Source organism: Mycobacterium vicinigordonae, from assembly GCF_013466425.1.
In the GTDB taxonomy this organism is placed as follows: Bacteria; Actinomycetota; Actinomycetes; order Mycobacteriales; family Mycobacteriaceae; genus Mycobacterium; species Mycobacterium vicinigordonae.
The window spans coordinates 1,462,501-1,483,855 of the sequence record NZ_CP059165.1 but is presented as its reverse complement, the minus strand read 5'-3'; the positions used below and the strand labels follow the sequence as shown (position 1 = coordinate 1,483,855).

The 21,355-nt window shown below is 66.3% G+C and carries 21 protein-coding genes; 7 read left to right on the top strand and 14 right to left on the bottom strand.

The window, feature by feature from the left end; genetic code table 11:
* The first annotated feature begins 6 nt into the window (after window positions 1–6).
* Together H0P51_RS06550 and H0P51_RS06545 are read left to right on the top strand one after the other, a co-directional pair.
* Window positions 7–777 carry an SDR family NAD(P)-dependent oxidoreductase gene (locus H0P51_RS06550; RefSeq protein ID WP_180917172.1) on the top strand — a complete coding sequence of 257 codons (771 nt, stop codon included), beginning with the start codon at window positions 7–9 and terminating at the stop codon, window positions 775–777.
* Window positions 774–1,406 carry a TetR/AcrR family transcriptional regulator gene (locus H0P51_RS06545; RefSeq protein WP_180918785.1) on the top strand — a complete coding sequence of 211 codons (633 nt, stop codon included), beginning with the start codon at window positions 774–776 and terminating at the stop codon, window positions 1,404–1,406. The genes H0P51_RS06550 and H0P51_RS06545 overlap by 4 nt, the downstream gene beginning before the upstream one ends.
* Here the strand turns inward: H0P51_RS06545 and H0P51_RS06540 are convergent.
* Window positions 1,401–2,270, bottom strand: a complete 870-nt coding sequence (locus H0P51_RS06540) for a 3-hydroxyacyl-CoA dehydrogenase family protein (RefSeq protein WP_180917171.1) — start codon at window positions 2,268–2,270, stop codon at window positions 1,401–1,403. The genes H0P51_RS06545 and H0P51_RS06540 overlap by 6 nt on opposite strands.
* 111 nt (window positions 2,271–2,381) lie before the next feature.
* Complete coding sequence (locus H0P51_RS06535; RefSeq protein WP_180917170.1) at window positions 2,382–3,137, bottom strand: SOS response-associated peptidase; 756 nt, start codon at window positions 3,135–3,137, stop codon at window positions 2,382–2,384.
* 43 nt (window positions 3,138–3,180) lie between these two features.
* Here H0P51_RS06535 and aroA point away from each other — a divergent pair, with 43 nt between their 5' ends.
* The gene (gene aroA, locus H0P51_RS06530; protein ID WP_180917169.1) at window positions 3,181–4,464 is read left to right on the top strand and encodes a 3-phosphoshikimate 1-carboxyvinyltransferase; all 1,284 of its coding nucleotides are present in this window, start codon (window positions 3,181–3,183) and stop codon (window positions 4,462–4,464) included.
* The gene (gene rsgA, locus H0P51_RS06525) at window positions 4,461–5,441 is read left to right on the top strand and encodes a ribosome small subunit-dependent GTPase A (protein ID WP_180917168.1); all 981 of its coding nucleotides are present in this window, start codon (window positions 4,461–4,463) and stop codon (window positions 5,439–5,441) included. Before aroA ends, rsgA begins: the two co-directional genes overlap by 4 nt.
* Before the next feature lie 28 nt (window positions 5,442–5,469).
* On the opposite strand, the gene H0P51_RS06520 is transcribed toward rsgA, so the two are convergent.
* Window positions 5,470–5,940 (bottom strand): winged helix-turn-helix transcriptional regulator, encoded by a 471-nt coding sequence (locus H0P51_RS06520; RefSeq protein WP_180917167.1) that lies wholly within the window; start codon window positions 5,938–5,940, stop codon window positions 5,470–5,472.
* A gap of 88 nt (window positions 5,941–6,028) precedes the next feature.
* Here H0P51_RS06520 and H0P51_RS06515 point away from each other — a divergent pair, with 88 nt between their 5' ends.
* Window positions 6,029–7,204: a thiolase family protein gene (locus tag H0P51_RS06515; RefSeq protein WP_180917166.1), complete on the top strand. Its 1,176-nt coding sequence runs from the start codon at window positions 6,029–6,031 to the stop codon at window positions 7,202–7,204.
* Window positions 7,205–7,244: 40 nt separating this feature from the next.
* Here the strand turns inward: H0P51_RS06515 and H0P51_RS06510 are convergent, their stop codons facing one another.
* The 6 genes from H0P51_RS06510 to H0P51_RS06485 form a co-directional block, all read right to left on the bottom strand.
* Window positions 7,245–7,781, bottom strand: coding sequence for a hypothetical protein (locus H0P51_RS06510; RefSeq protein WP_180917165.1), 537 nt, complete (start codon window positions 7,779–7,781; stop codon window positions 7,245–7,247).
* Between the two features lie 129 nt (window positions 7,782–7,910).
* Window positions 7,911–9,191 carry a fatty acid desaturase family protein gene (locus H0P51_RS06505; RefSeq protein ID WP_180917164.1) on the bottom strand — a complete coding sequence of 427 codons (1,281 nt, stop codon included), beginning with the start codon at window positions 9,189–9,191 and terminating at the stop codon, window positions 7,911–7,913.
* Window positions 9,192–9,277: 86 nt separating this feature from the next.
* The gene (locus tag H0P51_RS06500; protein WP_180917163.1) at window positions 9,278–10,426 is read right to left on the bottom strand and encodes a ferredoxin reductase; all 1,149 of its coding nucleotides are present in this window, start codon (window positions 10,424–10,426) and stop codon (window positions 9,278–9,280) included.
* An 80-nt stretch (window positions 10,427–10,506) separates the two neighbouring features.
* Window positions 10,507–11,007, bottom strand: coding sequence for a DUF6912 family protein (locus H0P51_RS06495; protein WP_180917162.1), 501 nt, complete (start codon window positions 11,005–11,007; stop codon window positions 10,507–10,509).
* Window positions 11,004–11,867 (bottom strand): polyphosphate kinase 2, encoded by an 864-nt coding sequence (ppk2, locus tag H0P51_RS06490; protein ID WP_180917161.1) that lies wholly within the window; start codon window positions 11,865–11,867, stop codon window positions 11,004–11,006. The genes H0P51_RS06495 and ppk2 overlap by 4 nt, the downstream gene beginning before the upstream one ends.
* Before the next feature lie 41 nt (window positions 11,868–11,908).
* Window positions 11,909–13,318, bottom strand: a complete 1,410-nt coding sequence (locus tag H0P51_RS06485; RefSeq protein ID WP_180917160.1) for a WS/DGAT/MGAT family O-acyltransferase — start codon at window positions 13,316–13,318, stop codon at window positions 11,909–11,911.
* Between the two features lie 190 nt (window positions 13,319–13,508).
* Here H0P51_RS06485 and H0P51_RS06480 point away from each other — a divergent pair, with 190 nt between their 5' ends.
* Complete coding sequence (locus H0P51_RS06480; protein WP_180917159.1) at window positions 13,509–14,015, top strand: Rv3235 family protein; 507 nt, start codon at window positions 13,509–13,511, stop codon at window positions 14,013–14,015.
* Between the two features lie 31 nt (window positions 14,016–14,046).
* Here H0P51_RS06480 and secA read toward each other — a convergent pair whose 3' ends face one another.
* The 3 genes from secA to H0P51_RS06465 form a co-directional block, all read right to left on the bottom strand.
* A complete protein-coding gene (gene secA, locus H0P51_RS06475; RefSeq protein ID WP_180917158.1) occupies window positions 14,047–16,884 on the bottom strand; it encodes a preprotein translocase subunit SecA in 2,838 nt (945 codons plus the stop codon).
* A 158-nt stretch (window positions 16,885–17,042) separates the two neighbouring features.
* Complete coding sequence (gene hpf, locus H0P51_RS06470; protein WP_180917157.1) at window positions 17,043–17,753, bottom strand: ribosome hibernation-promoting factor, HPF/YfiA family; 711 nt, start codon at window positions 17,751–17,753, stop codon at window positions 17,043–17,045.
* Between the two features lie 287 nt (window positions 17,754–18,040).
* Window positions 18,041–18,682, bottom strand: a complete 642-nt coding sequence (locus H0P51_RS06465; protein WP_180917156.1) for a ComF family protein — start codon at window positions 18,680–18,682, stop codon at window positions 18,041–18,043.
* A gap of 174 nt (window positions 18,683–18,856) precedes the next feature.
* On the opposite strand from H0P51_RS06465, the gene H0P51_RS06460 reads away from it, so the two are divergent.
* Entirely contained in the window at window positions 18,857–19,738 is an 882-nt protein-coding gene (locus H0P51_RS06460) for a L,D-transpeptidase (protein ID WP_180917155.1), read from the top strand.
* Here the strand turns inward: H0P51_RS06460 and H0P51_RS06455 are convergent.
* Window positions 19,731–20,240 (bottom strand): hypothetical protein, encoded by a 510-nt coding sequence (locus H0P51_RS06455; RefSeq protein ID WP_246398967.1) that lies wholly within the window; start codon window positions 20,238–20,240, stop codon window positions 19,731–19,733. The two genes, H0P51_RS06460 and H0P51_RS06455, sit on opposite strands and share 8 nt — an antisense overlap.
* A gap of 284 nt (window positions 20,241–20,524) precedes the next feature.
* Window positions 20,525–21,343: an LmeA family phospholipid-binding protein gene (locus tag H0P51_RS06450; protein WP_180917154.1), complete on the bottom strand. Its 819-nt coding sequence runs from the start codon at window positions 21,341–21,343 to the stop codon at window positions 20,525–20,527.
* Window positions 21,344–21,355: the final 12 nt, after the last annotated feature.

The window sequence follows — 21,355 nt, the reverse complement described above, 5'->3', positions numbered from 1 at the left end:
ACGCCCATGGGATTGCGCGGACTGACCGACAGAGTCGCCGTGGTGGCCGGCGGAGCCACCGGCATCGGCGCGGCGACCGCCATCCGGCTGGGCGAAGAGGGCTGCCGGGTGGTCGTCGGCGACATCGCCGCCGAGGACGCAGCACGAACGGCTCAACACATCACCGCGACGGGCGGCACGGCCACCCACGTCGGGTTCGACCTCGCCGATCCGCCGTCGGTTGCTGACTTAATGGACACTGCCGCAAAAACTTTCGGCGCAATCGACGTGCTTTTCAATGTGGGTGCGGACATGTCGACCCTGCCCGCCGACACCGACGTTGTCGACATCGACTTCGACGTATGGGATCGCGTGATGGCGGTAAGCCTGCGCGGATATGTGGCGGCCATGAAATACGCCATACCGCATCTGCTCGCGCGCGGCGGCGGGGCGATCGTCAACATGTCATCGGCCGCGGCGTTCCAGGGCGAACCCGCGCGGCCTGCCTACGCCACCGCGAAAGCCGGCATCGGATCGCTGACGCGGCACGTCGCGGCGCGGTGGGGCAAGGACGGCATCCGGTGCAACGCCGTCGCGCCGGGGTTCACCGCAACCGACGCCATCCGGTCGGTGCCGCAGTGGCCGCAACTGGAAGCCGGTGCCCTCAAACGCATCCGCGGGCACCGCGTCGGTGCGCCCGACGACATCGCGTCCCTGGTCGCCTTTCTGTTGTCGCACGAAGGCGAGTGGATCAACGGCCAGGTAATCAATATCGATGGCGGCACGGTGCTGCGCTGAATACGCCGTCCCAGACTCCCCGCAAACGCGACGGCGACGAGCGACGGCGCGAATTGTGCGATGCCGCAATACAAGTGCTCGCCGAATATGGATCACGCGGACTCACCCACGGTCGGGTGGACCGTTGCGCTGGCGTGCCCGACGGCACCACGTCGTACTACTACCGCACCCGGGCCGCGCTGCTGCGCGGCGTCGGCAAGCGCGTCGCGCAGATCGACGTCGCCAATCTGCGGTCGGTGATCGACGAGCCGCTCGACGCGGCCTCGCCGTTCGCGCACCTGGCCGAGCTGATCCTGCTCCAGGCTGGCGGGAGCGGGCTGATGCTCAATCGGGCGCGTCATGAGCTGCTGCTGGCCGCAGCACGCGACCCTGACCTGGCAGAGACCTCCGCAGACTTCCTCGGCCGGATGAACGCGATGGCGCAGCAGGCCATCGCGCACCTGCAACCAGACACTGATGACCCCGACCTGGTCGCCGCGCAGGCCGCGGCCGTCACTACCTTCATCGCTGGGGTATTCACCCGGCTGGCCGGCGGCGACCGGTCGATCCACGACGCCGATCAGCTCAGCCGGCTACTCGAGGCGGTGGCCACGGCGGTGTCGCTGACATGTGTGAAAGGCACGCTATGAGTAGCTGTAGAAGCCTTCACCGGTCTTGAGGCCGAGCCTGCCCGCGTCGACGTAGGACTGCAGCAAGTCCCGCACGCTCACAGGCAGGTGCGGGAACTCCCGGGCGTAGTTGTTCTCGATGTCGAGCACGACGTCGAGACCGACCATGTCCATCATCTGGAAGGGCCCGGCGGGTACTCCCCAGTTGACCTTGAACATCCCGTCGACGTCCTGCGGGCGGGCCACACCCTCGGCGACCACCGCGATGCATTCGCGTTTGATGGCGGCCCACACCCGGTTGAAGATGAATCCGGTGGACTCCTTCAGCGCTTCGAAGGGGTGCAGGCCGAATTCGGGCAGCACCGCCAACAGCGTGTCGAGTAGGCCGCGATCGGTTTGACCGTCCGACATCAGGTCCAGGGCGTTGAACTGCGGCGGCATGTAGAAGTGGGTGTTGCACAAACGAGTTTTGTCCCTGATGTTTTCGGCCATCAGGCGCGATGGGAACGACGACGAATTGGTGGCGAAGATGGTGCTCGGCGGAGCGGCCCGGTCGATCTCGCCCCACAGTGGGACCTTGATGTCCAGGCGCTCGGGGACGGATTCGATGACCAGCCATGCCCCGTCGAGCGCCTGCTCGAGCGAAGCGGTTCCCACCGCGACGCCGATTTCACCAAATCCTCTGTCTTGCAACAATTTCGGTAGGTTATCTGTCACGAACTGGGTGGCTTCGGCCCGCTGTTCTTCGCGGCGGGCGTAGATCCGCACGGTGCCGCCGCGGCTGGCCAGCATCAGCGCGATGCGTCGGCCCAGCGTTCCCGCTCCGATCACCGCCACGGGGCGGTTCTGGATCTCTTCGAACGTATAGGTGTACTTGCCGGTCACATAGGCATGCTAAGTCGTGCCGGTTCGTGCGATTTCGTCTCCAGGCGACAAGAAGCAGCCGATCGCTGTCTCCGGCGGATAGGGCGCCGCCGCACCCGTTCTACCTTCCCGCTACAGCAGCGTCATCTGCCCCGGCTCTGGCTCAGCCGGCTCCAGCAGCTCAGGCCCGTTGTTGCGGGTGTTGTTGACCAGCGTCGACACCTGACGGATTTCGATGCCATGCACGTCGGGCGGGCGGGCCAGTATCTCGCTGTCCAGCGGCGCGTCCGGATTCAGCCACGCATCCCAGTCGTCCTCGGCCAACACCAGCGGCATCCGGTCGTGGATCTCGGCCAGCTCCCCCACCGCGTCGGTGGTAATGATCGTGCAACTCAACAGCGGATCGGCCTCCTTGGCCGGCTTCCAGACCGACCACAATCCGGCCATGAACAACGGCTCCCCGTCACCGCGATGCATGAAAAACGGCGTCTTAGGGGACTTGCCCGTCTCCGGGTTCGGCCGCCACTCAAACCAGCCGTCCATCGGCACCAGGCAGCGCTTGCCTTTAGCGGACCCCCGAAACGCCGGGGACGTGGCGACCTTGTCGGCGCGCGCATTGATCAGCAGCGGCCCCTGGTTGTCCGGCGCGCCATCCGGGCCGGCCTTCACCCACGGCGGCAGCAGTCCCCAACGCATCAGACGCACCCGACGGGTGGCCTCATCGCCCGGCTCGGTATGCCGGGTGACCACGGTCGCGACCGTGGTGGTGGGAGCCACGTTGTAGTTGGGCTCGGACGCCCTGTCGGAAGCGCCGCTGGCCTCGTCGATTGCCTTGATCTTCTCGGCCAACAGAGCCGGATCGGTGGTGACCGCGAAACGTCCACACATAGCTCCATGTTGGCAGAGCCACCCGACAAGCGATGATGGAGCGGTGAGCGCATGGCAGGCCCCGTCGGCACCGACCCCGGTGCACGCGACCGTGACCGTCCCGGGCTCTAAGTCCCAGACCAACCGCACGCTGATCCTCGCGGCGCTGGCCGCCGCTCAGGGCCAGGGCAGCTCGACGATCACCGGGGCGCTGCGCAGCCGCGACACCGACTTGATGATCGGGGCGTTGCACTCGCTCGGCCTCACCGTGGCAGGCCCAGGGACTGAGCTGACCGTCAGCGGCCAGATCCAACCCGGGCCCGATGCCCGCGTCGACTGCGGCCTGGCCGGCACGGTGCTGCGCTTCGTCCCCTCACTGGCCGCGCTCAGCTCCGTCCCGGTCACCTTCGACGGCGACGAGCAGGCCCGCGCCCGGCCCATCGCACCCCTGCTCGACGCGCTGCGCGGCCTGGGCGTCCCGGTCGACGGCACCGGCCTACCCTTCCAGGTGCACGGCAACGGCTCGGTGGCCGGCGGCTCGGTGGGCATCGACGCCTCGTCGTCGTCTCAGTTCGTGTCGGGTCTGTTGCTGTGCGGCGCGTCGTTCACCCAGGGCCTGACCGTGCACCACACCGGCGCGTCACTGCCGTCGGCTCCGCATATCGCGATGACCGTCGAGATGCTCCGCCAAGCCGGTGTTGACGTCGACGACACCGTCGCCAACCGTTGGCAGGTGCATCCCGGCGCCGTAGAGGCTAGGCAGTGGGAGGTCGAGCCCGATCTCACCAACGCGGTGGCGTTCCTGGCCGCCGCGGTGGTCACCGGCGGCACTGTGCGCATCACGGGTTGGCCAGCACACAGCGTCCAGCCCGCCGGGCACATCATCGACGTGTTGCATAAGCTCAATGCCGTTGTCAGCCAGAATGATTCGGTTCTCGAGCTGCAGGGCCCCGGCAACGGATACCAGGGCTTCGAGGTCGACCTGGCAGCCGTCGGCGAACTCACTCCGACAATCGCGGCGCTGGCCGCATTGGCAAGACCGGGATCGGTGTCACGGCTGAGCGGCATCGCGCACCTACGCGGCCACGAGACCGACCGCCTGGCCGCACTGAGCGCCGAGATCAACCGCCTGGGCGGCAACTGCCGGGAGATCGACGACGGCCTGATTATCACCGCCGGGCCATTGCGCCCCGGCCTGTGGCGGGCCTACGCCGATCACCGGATGGCCATGGCCGGCGCAATCGTGGGGCTGCGCGTACCCGGCGTCGAGGTCGACGACATCGCCGCCACCACCAAGACGCTGCCCGAATTTGCGCAACTCTGGGCGGAAATGGTGCACAACACTTGAGACCCGGCGACTACGACGAGTCCGACGTCAAGGTCCGCTCCGGCAAGGGTTCGCGGCCCCGGACCAAAACTCGTCCGCAGCACGCCGACGCGGAGGCCGCCATGGTGGTCAGTGTCGACCGCGGCCGCTGGGGATGCGTGTTGGGTGGCCTTCCGGAGCGGCGGGTCACCGCCATGCGGGCGCGTGAGCTCGGCCGCACCCCGATCGTCGTCGGCGACGACGTCGACATCGTCGGCGACCTGTCCGGCCGCACCGACACCCTGGCCCGCATCGTGCGGCGCGGTCCCCGACGAACGGTGTTGCGCCGCACCGCCGATGACGACGACCCGAGCGAACGGGTGGTGGTCGCCAACGCCGACCAACTGCTGATCGTGGTCGCGCTGGCCGATCCCCCACCCCGGACCGGCCTGGTCGACCGTGCGCTGATCGCCGCGTACGCCGGCGGACTCAGGCCGATCCTGTGCCTGACCAAAACCGACCTCGCAGCACCGGAGCCATTCGCCGCACAGTTTGTGGACCTGGACCTGACCGTGGTCGCCGCGGGTGTCGAGGACCCCCTGTTCGCGGTGGCCGACCTGCTCGACGACAACATCACCGTATTGCTCGGACACTCCGGAGTGGGTAAGTCGACATTGGTCAACAGGCTTGTGCCCGAGGCGGATCGGGCGGTGGGCGAGGTCACCGATATCGGCCGCGGACGGCACACGTCGACCCAATCGGTCGCCCTTCCGCTTGCCAACGGCGGCTGGGTAATCGACACCCCCGGCATCCGCTCGTTCGGGCTAGCGCACATCTGTCCCGAGGACGTGATGATGGCGTTCTCCGACCTGGCCGAGGCGATCGAGGACTGCCCCCGCGGGTGCGGGCACATGGGGCCGCCGGCCGACCCCGAGTGCGCACTCGACTTACTGTCGGGGCCGGCGATGCGCCGCGTCGCTGCGGCGCGTCGATTACTCAGCGGACTCAGGGAGTGTTGAGACACGCCCCAACAACGTCGCTGTGCAATCAGCGGGTCAGCCGCATACCAAGATCCTCCGGTGCAACAAGATGCCCTTCGGCACAACGAATTTCAACCCTGACGTCCGCCCCGCAGCCCAGGTGCGTCAGGCGCAGTTGCCGATGCTTGCCGGGTAGATGACGTTGGCCCCATTGGAACAGCGACCACACCACCGGCATGAACTCGACACCTGCCTCGGTGAGCACGTATTCGTCGCGGCTGCGCTGCCCGGGCACCCGGTAGGGCCGTCGGGTCAGCAGCCCCAGTTCGACCAATTCGGCGAGCCGCGCCGCGGTTGCAGCCTTGGTGATGCCGACCCGCCGGGCGAAGTCGTCGAACCGGGTGGTGCCGTAGTAGGCCTCACGCATGATCAGCATGGCCGACTTGGTACCGACCACGGCCATCGTCTTCTCTATTGCGCACTCGCCGACCGCCGACCATGCGTCGCGGTCGGCCAGCCTGCCCTGCAACATTGTCACGCAAATCACCTCCCGACCTAGGTTGCATTCAGTATATCCAGGTGTTATAGCTGAGTATAGGTAACGAAACTCAGCTCAAGGAGGAGCCATGACCCGAGACGCCGTCATCGTGGGTGCTGTCCGCACCCCCGTCGGCAAAGGCAAGGCAAACGGCGCACTGCACGACGTGCTGCCAGCCGACCTGCTCGCGCACAGCCTGCGCGAACTGGTGGCGCGCACCGATATTGACCCGGCACAGGTCGACGACGTCATCGTCGGAGCCGTTACCCAAGTCGGCGACCAGGCCGTCAACATTGCCCGTAATGCCTTGCTGGGAGCGGGTTTCCCGGAGTCAGTGCCGGGCACCACGATCGACCGGCAGTGCGGCAGCAGCCAGCAGGCCATCAGCTTCGCCGCCCAGGGTGTAGTCGCCGGAGCCTACGAGATCGTGATCGCCGGCGGCGTAGAGTCGATGAGCCGGGTCCCGATGGGCAGCTCGGTGCTGGCGGGCAGCAACCCGTTCGGCACGGACATGACGCGGCGCTACCCGGACGGACTGGTACCGCAGGGCATCAGCGCCGAGCTGATCACCGCGAAGTGGGGGTTCTCCCGTGCCCAACTCGACGAATTCTCTGCGGCCAGCCACGAAAAGGCCGCCGCCGCAACCAAAGACGGCCTATTCGATGATGAGTTGATCCCGGTCGCCGGTTTGTCCACCGACGAGATCGTCCGTCCCGGCACGACGCTCGACACGCTGGCCGGCCTCAAGCCGGCGTTCTACAGCGAGACCGCCGCGGCGCGATTCCCACAGATCACCTGGCAGATCACCCCGGGTAACTCCTCACCGTTGTCCGATGGCAGCGCGGCGGTACTGATCACCAGCGGGGAGACCGCCCAGCGGCTCGGCCTGCGACCGCTGGCCCGTATCCACACCGCGACGGTGGTGGGCTCCGACCCGCTCTACATGCTGACCGGCGTCATCCCTGCCACCGAAAAGGTCTTGCAGCGCGCCGGACTGACGCTCGGCGACATCGACATCTTCGAGGTCAACGAGGCCTTCGCGCCCGTCGTGCTGGCCTGGGCGAAGGAGACTAACGCCGATCTGGCCAAGACGAACGTCAACGGTGGCGCCATCGCTATCGGCCACCCCTTGGGTGCCAGCGGAGCGCGCATCATGACCACCATGGTCAATGCCCTGCAGCAACGCGGTGGCCGCTACGCGCTGCAGACGATGTGCGAGGGCGGCGGCATGGCCAACGCCACCATCATCGAACGACTCTCGTGACGCCCCGTTGCGGGGCGTGCGGGGTATCGCTGCCCCAGACTCAGAGCCAGCCGGTGCGGGCCGCCGCAACCGGCTCCGGGGGTGCGGGAGCCAATTCCCCGTCGCGCACACCCTCGAGCATCCGCTGAACAGCGGCGACGATCTCCGGGGCGGTGGCGGCGAGTCCGGCGACGTCGGCTTCGGTGTAGTCACCGGCGTCGACACCGGCCCGGGCTAGCACGGCCGGCGGATTGGCCAGTTGGCCGGTCAGCCAGCCAACGGGGTCAGCGGACAGTTCGGGGACGAAGTGACGGCGTCCGGGCTCCCAACCATTGAACCGCGGGTGGTGATGCGCCCGGTCCAGCGTGCCAGGCGGGCTCTCGGTGGAGCCGAACAGATCCACCCGCCACACCGGGCGGCTGAACGAGATCGGTATCCCGGCGTAGATAGAACCCTGCGGCTCGTCCCGGTCGACAATGCGCAGTTCGAGTCTGACTCCCCGCTCCGGGGTCTCGTGACCGGCGTTGGGGTTCGGGTCGACGAAGAACATGTCCCCGACCACGACGCCGAGGTTTTCGAATCCAAACGCTGCGAGCATCACACACCTTCCTCAGTACGTTTCGAGGGTAGACCCGGTCGGCGCGCAGAGCAGCTGGGCCGCCGAGCCAACATCGAAACCAAAGCGGAAGGCCGCAGCTGGACATGCGGCAACATAGAAACGCGAGAGTCAGGCCGCCAGGTCGTCGGAACCATCAGCGGCGCGAGACCGCTTGTTGCGGCGCCATCCCCGCACGGTGGCGATCGCCGTCTTCAATCCGCGGCGGCGGCCCGTGGCTGGATCGGGGCCCGCAAAGCCGGGCTCAAGGTCGACGAACATCCGCTCACTGCGCGTCTCCGGCGCGTCGTCGGCGTTGTCCCGCAAGTACTTGTCGGGTAACGACAACTTGGCCAGCGTCCGCCACGTCTTGCCGTACTGCACCAGGAAAGACCCTGTGGTGTAGGGCAAGTCGTACTTGTCGCAGATCGGGCGCACCCGCAGCGAGATCTCATGCAACCGATTGCTCGGCAGATCCGGATAAAGGTGGTGCTCGATCTGGTGGCACAGGTTGCCGCTCATGAACCGCAGTAGCCAGCTGCCCTCGAAGTTGGCGCTGCCCAGCATCTGCCGCAGGTACCACTGCCCCTTGGACTCGCCGATCATGTCCGTTTTGGTGAATTTCTCAGCGCCGTCGGGAAAGTGGCCGCAGAAGATCACGGCGTTCGCCCAGACATTGCGGATCACGTTGGCCGTGGCGTTGGCCTTCACCGTCGACTTGTAGGTAGCGCCGGGTGACAACGAGGTCAGCGCCGGGAAAGCGACGTAGTCCTTGAGCACCTGCCGACCGGCTTTGGCGAGGAACTCGTCGATCCGCTCGCGGGCCTCGGCGTGATCCATCCGCTTCTTCACGACCTTGCCGATCTCCACGTGCTGCATGCCGACACCCCATTCGAACAGGAGCGCGAGCAGCGTGTTCCACACGAGGTTGAAGATATTGAAGCGCTTCCAGCGCTGATCCCGGGTGACGCGCAGCAAGCCGTAGCCGACATCGTCGTCGATACCCAGGATGTTGGTGTACTTGTGGTGCACGAAGTTGTGGGTATAGCGCCAGTGCTTGGACGACCCGCTCATGTCCCACTCCCACGTCGAGGAGTGAATTTCGGGATCGTTCATCCAATCCCACTGGCCATGCATGACGTTATGGCCGATCTCCATGTTCTCGATGATCTTGGCCACGCCGAGCGTAACGGTGCCTGCCCACCAAGCCGAACGCCGGGAGCTGGCGGCCAGTGTGACCCGGCCAGCCAGTTCGAGCGCGCGCTGGACGGCGATAGTTCGGTGGATGTAACGCGCGTCGCGCTGGCCACGCGAGTCTTCGATGTCCTGGCGAATTGCGTCCAGCTCGAACGCCAGGTTTTCGATGTCAGCGTCCGTCAGGTGCGCGAATACGTCGACGTCGGTGATCGCCACGTCTTCCTCCCTGTCGTATCGTCCCGAAGCTTACCCAGACCTACGCTATCGAAAGCTACGACTCCGTAGGTTACCTACCAGTAACTCTAGATGTCGATCACACAATCGCCAGATGCCGCCGAGATGCAGGTCTGCACCCTGGAGCCGGGATCGTGCTCGTGACCGGTCCGCAGGTCTCGCACATGGCCGTCAACCAGTTCGACCACGCATGACTGACATATACCCATTCGGCAACCGAACGGCATCAGCACGCCGGTCTGCTCGCCCGCGTCGAGCACCGATGTCGCGGCATCGGCGGCCACCTTCCGGCCGCTGCGCGCAAAGGTCACCGTCCCGCCGGCCCCCGCCGGGGCGGCCTTGGGGACCGCGAACCGCTCCAGATGCAGCTGATCGCCGATGCCCGCCGCCGACCACATCCTCTCGGCTGCGTTGAGCATGCCCTCGGGTCCGCAGGCCCAGGTCTGGCGCGATCGCCAATCCGGCACTTGTTGGTCCAGTCGGGTCAGATCGAGCCGGCCGCTGGTGCGGGTCTGGCGCACCGACAACCGGTAGCCGGGATTGTGCTCGGCCAGCGCCGCCAGTTCGGCGCCGAACAGCACATCGGACTCGGTGGGCGCCGAATGCACGTGGGTGATGTCACCAATCTGGTTGCGGCGGGCCAACGTTCGCAACATCGACATTACCGGCGTGATGCCCGAACCCGCGGTTAGGAACAGGATGGCCGACGGCGCCGGGTCCGGCAGTACGAAATTCCCCTGCGGCGCGGCAAGCCGCACGATGGTGCCCGGTTCGACCCCGGCCACCAGGTGGGTGGACAGAAACCCTTCGGGCATCGCCTTGACGGTGATGGTGATGGTGCGAGCCGAACCGGCGTTCGCGGCCGCGGGACTCGACGTCAGCGAATACGACCGCCAGCGCCACCTGCCATCGACCAGCACCCCGATCCCCACGTACTGCCCGGGTTGATAGTCGAAGCTGAAACCCCAACCGGGCTTAATTACCAAGGTCGCGGAGTCTTCGGTCTCCCTGCAGACCTCCACGATGCGTCCCCGCAGCTCCCGCGCCGACCACAAGGGATTGGCCAGGCGCAGATAATCATCGGGCAACAGCGGCGTGGTAATGCGCGCGGCAATCGTCCGCAGAGCGTGCCAGCCGGGATGCTTGTCCGCCCCGGCCACGCTTGGGCGCTGGGTCTCGACGACCTTGGCGGTGAGCGCTACGTGCTTCTTGCTCACGAAAACTCCTGCACTGTTGGCCTCGACTAACCTACGGTACCGTAACCTACGGTTGCGTAGCCAGTCGGAAGCGGCCGCCATCAGAGCAGCTCGAGCAGAAAAGGCAGCTCCTGACTGGCGTACCAGGCAAGATCGTGATCCTGGGCATCGCCGACAATCAGGTCGGCGTCCTCGTCGCCCAGATCGGCAGCGTCGATCGCCTCTATCGCCGCTGCCACGGCCGTCTCGGCGGCGGAATTGTCCACATAAGCCGCAATCACCTGATCCCGGGCGACCGGGCCGGCGATCCGGGCCACAGCGTCGTCGAGATCGGGACGGTAGGTCAATTCATCTACCTCGGCCGCCAGCACCACGCGCCGCAGCGGCAGCGCACCGGCGGGCTCGGCCGCCAGTAGTCGCAGTGACGCCAACGCGGCCTCGCGCAGCGCCACCTCGGCGAGTTCGTCGTCGTCGCCCGCGGCGTAGGACTCGCGCAAGGTCGGCGTCACCGCGAATGCGGTGCCGTTAACCGGGCGCAACGCCTCGTGGGCGACAAGCTGTTGCAACATGGCCAGGGTCGCCGGGATGTAGACCTGGGTCATGTCGTCAGCGTGGCGACATGATCGGGGACGTACTTCTGCAACACCCGTGAGGGCCGCTGATAGTTGCCGGTGACGACCGGGCGGTCAGGCAATTTCACCTTGGGGATCTCCACCTCGGTGTAGTCGACGGTTGATAGCAGGTGCGCCATCATATTCAGCCGGGCACGCTTCTTGACATCGGATTCCACCACGTACCACGGGCTGACCGGGGTGTCGGTGTGCACCATCATTTCGTCCTTGGCGCGTGAATAGTCTTCCCATCGATACACCGATTCCAGATCCATCGGACTCAGTTTCCATTGCCGCACAGGATCATTGAGTCGCGCCTTAAACCGGCGCAACTGCTCGGCGTCGGAGACCGAGAACCAGTACTTACGCAGCAATATCCCGTCGTCGATCAGCATCTGCTCGAAAATCGGCGTCTGCCGCAAAAACAGTGAGTGCTCCTGCGGGGTGCAGAATCCCATCACCTTCTCGATGCCGGCACGGTTGTACCAGGACCGGTCGAACAGGACGATTTCACCCCGGGCGGGCAGATTGGCGATGTAACGCTGGTAGTACCACTGTCCGCGTTCGCGGTCGGTGGGCACCGGTAGCGCAGCGACATGGGCGATGCGGGGGCTGAGATACTCGGTGATCCGCTTGATAGCACCGCCCTTGCCCGCGGCATCGCGCCCTTCGAAAATGATCACCAGGCGCGCACCCGTGTGCCGCACCCACTCTTGCAGCTTCACGAATTCCGTTTGCAGCCTGAACAATTCGGCTTGGTAGACGTCACTCGAAACCTTGCGCGCGCCCGTCGCCGTCGACTTCTTCTTCTTGGACTTCGTCGACGAACCGTCGTTGTTCGGGTTGCTCACATCAACGGATGTTAGCCTTAGACAGCCATTGTGGCACTGAACTAGCGCGAAGCTTCCAGTAACTCCTCCAGCGACTGCGCCAGCAGCCCCGGCAGCAGGTCCACGTCACTCATCGCATCGCGGTCGGCATTGATGCCGAAATAGAGCACCCCGTTGTAGGACGTGACGCTGATCGCCAGCGCTTGATTGTGCAGCAGCGGCGGCACGGCGTAGGTCTCCAACAACTTGGTGCCGGCGACGTACATCTGCGATTGCGCCCCCGGCGCATTGCTAATGAGCAAGTTGAACAAGCGCGCCGAGAAGGTCGTCGCCACCCGAATCCCCATCGCGTGCAACGTCGGTGGCGCGAAACCGGACAACGTGACGATGGTTCTGGCGTCCACCCGGCTGGCGGCCGTCGGGTTGGATTCGGTGGCGTGGGCGATCTGGGACAGCCTCACCACCGCGTTGCGCTCCCCCACCGGCAGGTCCACCAGGAACGGGGTCACCTCGCTCATCGCCTGCCCCGGACCGGACGGGTCGAGCTGGTCGTCAGGGTAGACCGACAGCGGCGCCATCGCGCGCACCGTCGCGGTCGGCGAGACGGCTTCGCCGCGCGACATCAGCCAGTTGCTCAGCGCACCGGTCACCACCGCCAGCACCACATCGTTGATGTCGCAGTCGTAGCGCGCCCGCACCTTCCGATAATCGTCCAGCGCACCGCGGGCAACCGTGAACCGCCGATTGCGGGACACCGTCGCGTTGAGTGGGCTGCTGGGCGCGGTACCCCGCGCCACCGTGCGCACCACGTCGAGAAACCGGCGACCGGCCTCGACGATCTGCGTCGAACTGGTCAGCATGCCGGCCACCGAGGACCCGACGGCCTGCAACTGGGCACCCGGAGCTCCCAGCCAGTCGCCGACCGCACCCAGCACCAGCCGGGTGCTGCCGGGGTCGCGCTCGGGCACCCAGATATCCTCGGGCAGCGGCGGCGGGCGGCGGGTCCGGTCGGCGATCACATGGTTGATCTCCAGCGCACCCATGCCGTTGATCAATGCTTGGTGCGACTTGGTGTAAAGAGCGATCCGGTTCTTTTCCAGGCCCTCGACGAGGTACATCTCCCACAGCGGCCGCGACTTGTCCAGCGGCCGTGCAGCAAGCCGGGCGATCAGCTCGTGTAGTTGCTCGTCGCTACCCGGTGACGGCAGCGCCGAGCGCCGGATGTGGTAGGTGATGTCGAAGTCCCGGTCATCGAGCCAGACCGGTCTGGCCAAACCGAATTGGACCTCCCGCACCTTCTGCCGGTAGCGCGGTATTTGCGGCAACCGCTTCTCGACGGTGGCCAGCAGCGTCTCGTAGCTCAGCCCCGACCGTGGCTTGCGCAGGATCGCCAGCGACCCAACGTACATCGGGGTGGCGGTGTTCTCCAGCCGGTAGAAGGACGCGTCCGCGTTGGACAACCGGGTCACCATTGCGGGCTTGTCCTAGCTGTCAATTCTGTCTTCTTTCATCACGAAGCGGGTTGCCGCCCACGGTAACCGCAATCGTCGCTGAATGACGGTGCGGGTCAGCACTTTAGTGGCTGTGGATGGCGTCCGAAGTGAATACCGCGGAACGTCCATTGTCTGTCACTCTTGCGCAGGCTGCCCCTTATCGCCGCTCATGAACCGGAGAGTGCCCGTGCCCACTTTTGCCGTCACCCCGGTGATCGACTACGAACCACCGACCCGCAACCCGCCACGATGCCGTCCGGCAACCCATGCGCCAGCGCGGCCAGCGACGTCGCGTGCGCGCAGTCAGGCCGGGTACACCCCGCCCGCGGCGCCGCTGTCCCCGCAGATGCGGCAAGCGGCACAGTTCGCCGACGCCGCGCTGCGCCGGGTGCTCGAAGTCATCGACCGCCGCCGCCCGGCCGGGCAGCTACGCTCGGTGCTGGCGCCCGACCTGGTGGATTCGGTGCTCGCGTCCAGCCTGAGGCTGGCCCCCCAACCGGGAGCCGCGATGCTGCGCAGAATGCGGCTGCAGCCCACTGGCGGCGGCACCGCGAGCACCGCCGCCGAAGTGTTCGGCATCTACAGCCGCGGCGAACGAATCCACGCCATCGCCGCTCGGGTGGAGCGACTGCCCGTAGGTGGCCAATGGCTGCTGGTCGCCTTGCACATCGGCTGACGACCGGCCAATGGCGCAGAGCTGCGTCAAATCAGCGCTTCTTCACCGACTTTGGCGGCTTGGCGCCCCGGCCCTGCTGTCGCGCAGCAGCTCGCCGTTCTCGACGGGTACCGCCGGCCGCCGCCCCGGCCGGCGTCTTGGCGCCGCCACCGTTGCGCTGCACCTGGGCCGAGCCGTCCTCGGACGGGCCCGAATACGTCAGTGCGGGCGCTTCGTTGTCAATGCCCTTGGCGCGCAACGTGCTCACCGGCTCCTTCGGCGTCGGCTTCTCGTGCTTGTCGTCCCCGACCGCGGCCGCGCTGGCGAATTCGGCCAGACCCTCCGGCTCTTCGACGGGCGCCACGTCGACCTGCGGCGCCGGGGTGGCCTCGACGCTGACGTTGAACAGGAAGCCGACCGACTCCTCTTTCATTCCGTCGAGCATGGCCATGAACATGTCGTAACCCTCGCGCTGGTACTCGACCAGCGGGTCACGCTGGGCCATCGCGCGCAGCCCGATGCCCTCCTTGAGGTAGTCCATCTCGTAGAGGTGCTCGCGCCACTTACGGTCGATGACGTTGAGCAGCACGTTGCGCTCGAGTTGGCGCATCGCGCCCTCTCCTGCGATCTCCTCTAGCTCGGCTTCCCTTGCGGCATAAGCCCTTTCCGCGTCTTCGAGGAGCGCCTCGAGCAGATCTTCGCGAGTCAGGTCGTCACGCTCGGACTCTTCGTCGTGGGCGGTCAACGTCTCGTGGTCGATGCCGACCGGGTAGAGCGTCTTGAGCGCGGTCCACAGCGCATCCAGGTCCCAGTCCTCGGCGTAACCCTCGGCCGTCGCACCGTTGACGTAGGCCGTGATGACGTCGCGGATCATGTCGGTGGCCTGATCCTTGAGGTTCTCGCCCTCCAGGATGCGGCGACGCTCGGCGTAGATCACCTTGCGCTGCTGGTTCATCACCTCGTCGTACTTCAACACGTTCTTGCGCATCTCGAAGTTCTGCTGCTCGACCTGGGTCTGCGCGCTCTTGATCGCCCGGGTGACCATCTTGGCTTCGATCGGCACGTCGTCCGGCAAGTTCAGCCGGGTGAGCAGGCTCTCCAGGGCGGCACCGTTGAACCGCCGCATGAGTTCGTCACCCAACGACAAGTAAAACCGCGATTCCCCCGGGTCACCCTGCCGGCCAGACCGGCCGCGCAGCTGGTTGTCGATGCGCCGCGACTCGTGACGCTCGGTGCCCAGCACGTACAGGCCGCCGGCCTCGACCACCTCGGCGGCCTCCGCACTGGCTTCCTCTTTGACCTTGGGCAGCTCCTCGTGCCACGCCGCCTCGTACTCCTCAGGTGTCTCCACCGGGTCCAGGCCACGATCCCGCAACCGTTTGTCAGTGAGGAAGTCGACGTTGCCGCCCAGCACGATGTCGGTACCGCGGCCCGCCATATTGGTGGCCACGGTGATGCCCCCACGCCGGCCCGCCTCGGCAATGATGCCGGCCTCCTGCTCGTGGTACTTGGCGTTGAGCACGTTGTGCGGGACGCGCCGCTTCTGGAACTGGCGCGACAGGTACTCCGAACGCTCCACGCTGGTAGTGCCGATCAGGACCGGCTGGCCCTTCTCGTAACGCTCGACGACGTCGTCGACCACCGCGATGTACTTGGCCTCTTCGGTCTTGTAGATCAGGTCGGACTGGTCGGTGCGGACCATCGGCTTGTTGGTCGGGATGGACACGACACCGAGTTTGTAAATCTCGTGCAGCTCGGCCGCCTCGGTCTGCGCGGTACCGGTCATGCCGGCCAGCTTGTCGTAAAGCCGGAAGTAATTCTGCAGCGTGATGGTGGCCAGCGTCTGGTTCTCGGCCTTGATCTCGACGTGCTCCTTGGCCTCGATGGCCTGGTGCATGCCCTCGTTGTAGCGGCGGCCGATCAGCACGCGGCCGGTGAACTCGTCGACGATCAACACCTCGCCGTCACGAACGATGTAGTCCTTGTCGCGGTTGAACAGCTCCTTGGCTTTCAGCGCGTTGTTGAGGTAGCTGACCAACGGGGAGTTGGCGGCTTCGTAGAGGTTGTCGATACCTAGCTGGTCCTCAACGAACTCCACGCCCTTCTCATGTACGCCCACGGTGCGCTTGCGCAGGTCAACCTCGTAATGGACGTCCTTCTCCATCAGCGGAGCGATGCGCGCGAACTCGGTGTACCAGTTGGACGCGCCGTCAGCCGGGCCGGAGATGATCAGCGGGGTGCGGGCCTCGTCGATCAAGATGGAGTCGACCTCGTCGACGATGGCGAAGTTGTGTCCGCGCTGCACCAGATCATCCAGCGAGTGGGCCATGTTGTCCCGCAGGTAATCGAACCCGAACTCGTTGTTGGTGCCGTAAGTGATGTCGGCGTTGTACGCCACCCGCCGTTCCTCGGGCGTCATCTGCGCCAGGATGACGCCGACTTCCAGGCCCAGGAAGCGGTGCACCCGGCCCATCCACTCGCTGTCACGTTTGGCCAGGTAGTCGTTGACCGTGACAACGTGCACGCCCTTGCCGGCCAGAGCGTTGAGATAGGCGGGCAACACACAGGTCAGGGTCTTGCCCTCACCGGTCTTCATCTCGGCGACATTGCCCAGGTGCAACGCGGCAGCGCCCATCACCTGGACGTCGAACGGACGCTGGTCGAGTACCCGCCAGGCCGCCTCGCGGGCCACCGCGAACGCCTCGGGCAGCAAGTCCTCGAGGTCCTCTTCGCCCTTCTCCAGGCGCTTCTTGAACTCGTCGGTCTTGGCCCTCAGCTCGGCATCAGTGAGCTTCTCGACGTCATCGGACAACGTGTTGACATAGTCGGCCACCTTCTTGAGGCGCTTGACCATGCGACCTTCACCGAGGCGCAGCAATCTGGACAGCACAGTGTGGTCCCCTTTGGGGTGTTCCCCTGTAAGCAGGAGTCGTCTTCTTTACAAGCGACCCCCATCCTAGGAGCGATCGCTAGCGCGGCGTAGCCGGGCGCGACCAAATGGGCTAGGTGACGAGCCGCTGACCGGTGTCGATCGTCAAGCCGAGCGGATCACGCCAGCCTGATGAGCCCGTAGTCGTAGGCGTGCCGACGGTAGACCACCGACGCCTGGTCGGTCTCCTTGTCCAGGAACAAGAAGAAGTCATGTCCGACGAGTTCCATCTCGTAGAGCGCGTCGTCCACCGACATCGGCTTGGCCGGGTGTTCCTTGGTACGCACCACCCGTCCCGGCTCGTGGTCCCTAACGGCCAGGTCGGCGCCGTCGTGGGCGTGCGGCTCGGCCGGCTCGGAGTCGAACGCCTTCTCCGGCGGCGGCAGCACCGCGGTGGCCTCGGCCAGGGACACCGGCGTCTTGTCGCCGTAGTGCACCTTGCGGCGATCCTTGCCCCGGCGCAGGCGGTTCTCCAGCTTGGCGACGGCGGACTCCAGCGCTGCGTAGAAACTGTCGGCGCAGGCCTCGCCGCGGACCACCGGCCCGCGGCGGCGCGCGGTGATCTCCACGCGTTGGCATGCCTTGCGCTGACGCCGGTTGCGTTCGTGGTTGAGTTCGACATCGAACAGGTAGATGGTTCGGTCGAAACGCTCGCATCGGGCGAGCTTTTGTGAAACGTAGGTGCGGAAATGATCGGGGATCTCGACGTTGCGCCCCTTGAACACGATCTCGGCGTTGGCCAGCGGATCGGCCTGGGCTTCGGTCCTGGCGTCGTTCTCAATTCCTGCCGGTTCGAGAACCTGCTCGGAATCCACGGAAAGCCTTGACATTCTTGACAACTCGTTTCTCTCGTCGTGTCACACGCACCCTGCGTGCACGGCATTTCGATACGCACCGACGGGGTTTAGAACGGTATTGCCGCAGGCTGCCCGCCGGAGCAAGAAGTCGAATACTCACCTCCTACCGCGGGTCCTGCTCAACTCGGCAATTTCGCGAACGTAAGTCGAGAGTCTGCTGTCGACGTTAACCCGTGTTCGCCTTCACGTGCCACCCAATTCGCGGACTCTTTGCGAGTTCTTCACTGTTGTCTAGCTTCTTCACTGTTGTCCCGGGGCTTTCACGCCGCTGCGATGGCAAGAACGGCGGCCACCCGCACCCCGGCAGCCCGCAGCACCCGCACCGACTCAGCGGCGGTGGCGCCGGTGGTGACGACATCGTCGACGATCAACACCTCGTCTACCGGCAGGCGACCACGCACCAGCACCCGTCCGGCGACGTTGCGTTCGCGCGCCGAGACGTCCAGCCCCACCGAGTCGTGCACCAGCGCGCGCAAGCGCAGCACCGCCCCGACTGCGATGTCTGGATTGCCCAGGACCGCGGCCCTGGCCATCCGGGCGACCGGATCCCCGCCGCGCCGCCGCGCCGCCGAACGCCGCGTCGGCGCCGGCACCACAGTCAGCGGTTGCTCAACCATCCCCCAGCACAACAGCCGGTGCACCGCGACCGCGAGCGCGTACGCCAGCGGGGCCACCAGATCCCCGCGGCCCCGCTCCTTGACCGCCAGGATTGCCTGGCGGCGGGCACCGGTGTAGCGGCCCAGCGCGAACACCGGAACGCCGGGGTCCACCCGCGGGCTCACTACAAGCGGCTCACCGGGTGAAACCGACAGCTCGCGCGCGCACGCCTGACACCAGCGCACGGCGGGCTCACCGCAACCGCCGCACTCCAGCGGCAGTACAAGATCGAGGACACCTGGCATGACCACAGTTTGGTGTGTAGGTGTGACAGCGCCGGACATCACGGCGGCGGAGACCCACTTGTAACCAAACCCTGACCGACTTACCCACGCGCGCTTTCAGTTTCACGCCTCACCGCGCCCCTACGATCACCAGCGACAGAGCAATCCGACTAACAGAGGTGTTGAAAGGTCGTGATGAGGGCGGCAATACGGTCTCTTCTGGTGTCGGTTGCGATTACCACAGCCGTGTTTGGCGGCCGAGCCGACCTGACGTTGTTGGGTGTGAGCCGGCCCTACGACGACGTCGCCTCGGTGCTGCCCGCGCGCGGCGCGGTAGTCGGCGTGGCCCACCCGGTGGTGGTGACCCTGCGCGGGCCCGTCACGGATCGGGGAGCGGCCGAACGGGCCATCCGGATCAGCTCGCAGCCCGCGATGACCGGCAGGTTCGAGTGGCTCGACGTCAATGTCGTGCAATGGGTGCCCGACCGGTACTGGCCGGCGCACAGCACGGTGGCGCTGTCGGTGGGCGGCCTGCGCACCGACTTCAAAACCGGACCGAAGGTCGTCGGCGTCGCCGACATCGCCAACCACACGTTCACCGTCCGCATCGACGACGTCGACGCGGGACCCCCGCCTCCTGCCCTGCCTGCGCCGCACCACCGGCCGCATTGGGGAGAGTCCGGGATCCTGCCCGCCTCGATGGGCAGGCCTGAGTTCGCCACCCCCGTCGGCAGCTACAGCGTGCTGTCCAAAGACCGTTCGGTGATCATGGATTCGAGTTCGGTCGGCATCCCGGTCAACGACCCGGACGGTTACCGGCTCCCGGTCGACTACGCGGTGCGCATCACCAACCACGGGCTCTACGTGCACTCGGCTCCGTGGGCGATTCAGTCCATGGGCCTGGAGAACGTCAGCCACGGCTGCATCAGCCTCAGCCCGGCCGATGCCGAGTGGTATTACGACACGGTCCACGTCGGCGACCCGGTGATCGTAGAGGCAGGAGTCACGGTAGACCACAGCGGAAAAGAGGTGGACGTCCAGCCGTCGACGCTCAATCCCGACCGGCCGCCTAGTTGACCCCACCCGCCGCACACACCGGCACCGCAGACAGCGACCCGGCCAGCATCGCCGGAATGGGCGCAGTTGGTTCCGGTGGCGGCGGCGGGCCGGGCAGCACCACCGGTGCGGCCGTGGCGGCCAGCGACGGCGGCGGAGCCGTCGGTGCGCCCTTCCCGGTGCCGGCCGCCTTGGTAATCGGCGCCGCGGGCACCGCGTCGGCCGGCAAGGCACCAGCGCCGGCCATCGGCACGACGGGCGCGACCGGCACCACCGGGGCGACGGGCACCACCGGCGCAACCGGCACCACCGGCGCCACCGGCACCGGCCCGGGCAGAACGACCGGCGCGGCCATCGGCACCAGCGGAGCGGCGAGTTGCTCGAGGCAAGCGCCCCCGCCACCGGTCGGCCGGGGCGTGGCGGCCGCACTCGGACTCAACGCCAGCACAGCTCCGCAAAAGCCCGCACCGGCTAACAGCGCAATACAGAATCGATCCCTCATCAGCAACGCGACCCCGTCCATCCCAATTCATTGCCCCCGCAATTAACTGACAACCGGAAACCGTATAGGTGCGCCGAATTCGCGCCTAGAGCAGTGATTTGATGGTTGCCCAACCGATACCCCACCCGCGCCGCGCCGTGACCGATACTTTCCCGAATGGTGACGTAGCAGGGGGTTTCGGGGCTTGAGAACCCACCTGAGCGTCTGCGTGAGACCAACGGGCCGCACATTGAAATAGCGCCGTAGCAAATTAATCCGCTAAATTACATTGGTGTAATTTACACCGTTGTAATTCGGTCTCCGTTTCAGTCCGAACCCCACCACAGCGACGGCCAGCTAAAGCTGAGCGCACCCTGACTGAGCCGGGTGATGAGATCCTCCAAGGCCGGCAGCGACAACTCCATCCGCCACTCCGGCAGCAGTCCGGACACGTGCAGCGCCCCCGGGTTGAGCTCGACGCCGGTGATCATCAACCCGTGCGGCAACTCCGGCAATGGCACCTGATAGGCCGGCGTGCGCTGCGGCAGCTTCCAGCGGCGCTGCCCGGCGACCAGAGCTCGAGGACGCAGCCAGAGCGTCGACCCGGTGACGTCGGCGTCGATTTCCAGCCCGCCCCAGGCGGGCCGGCGGGCCCAGCGCAGCCGCGCCGTCCCGTCGTCGCCCAGGTCGCTGTCCAGCTGCGGCGCCGCCTGCCGCAACACGTCGTCGAAAATATCCTTGGCCAACTCCGTCGACAATTCCGTCGGAGCCGCGATCACCAGCGGCGGCACACCCGGACGGATGTGCACGTTGCGCAGCACCGCCACGGCGCTCTGTAGCTGGTGCTCGTCCCAGCGGATGTCGCGTGCGGCCACCCGGACCTCCCCGAGCTGGCCGACCGGCAGGCCCTGCGGATCCAGCGCCGACTCCAGCTCGGTGACGGTCAACGTCACGTCGTGCTCGCCGATGCGCACCGTGACTTCCTTGCCGACGAGCAACTGCTGCAAGGTGGCGAACAACGTCCGGTACGGCACCGCGGCCGCCTGGGCGGCTCCGGCGCTAACCGACGAAAACCACAGCGACGCCAACGCGTCCAGCGCCCGCAGCGGATCGTCCCAACGCAGGAACGGGACCTTCGGCGACATCGGCAAGCGCCT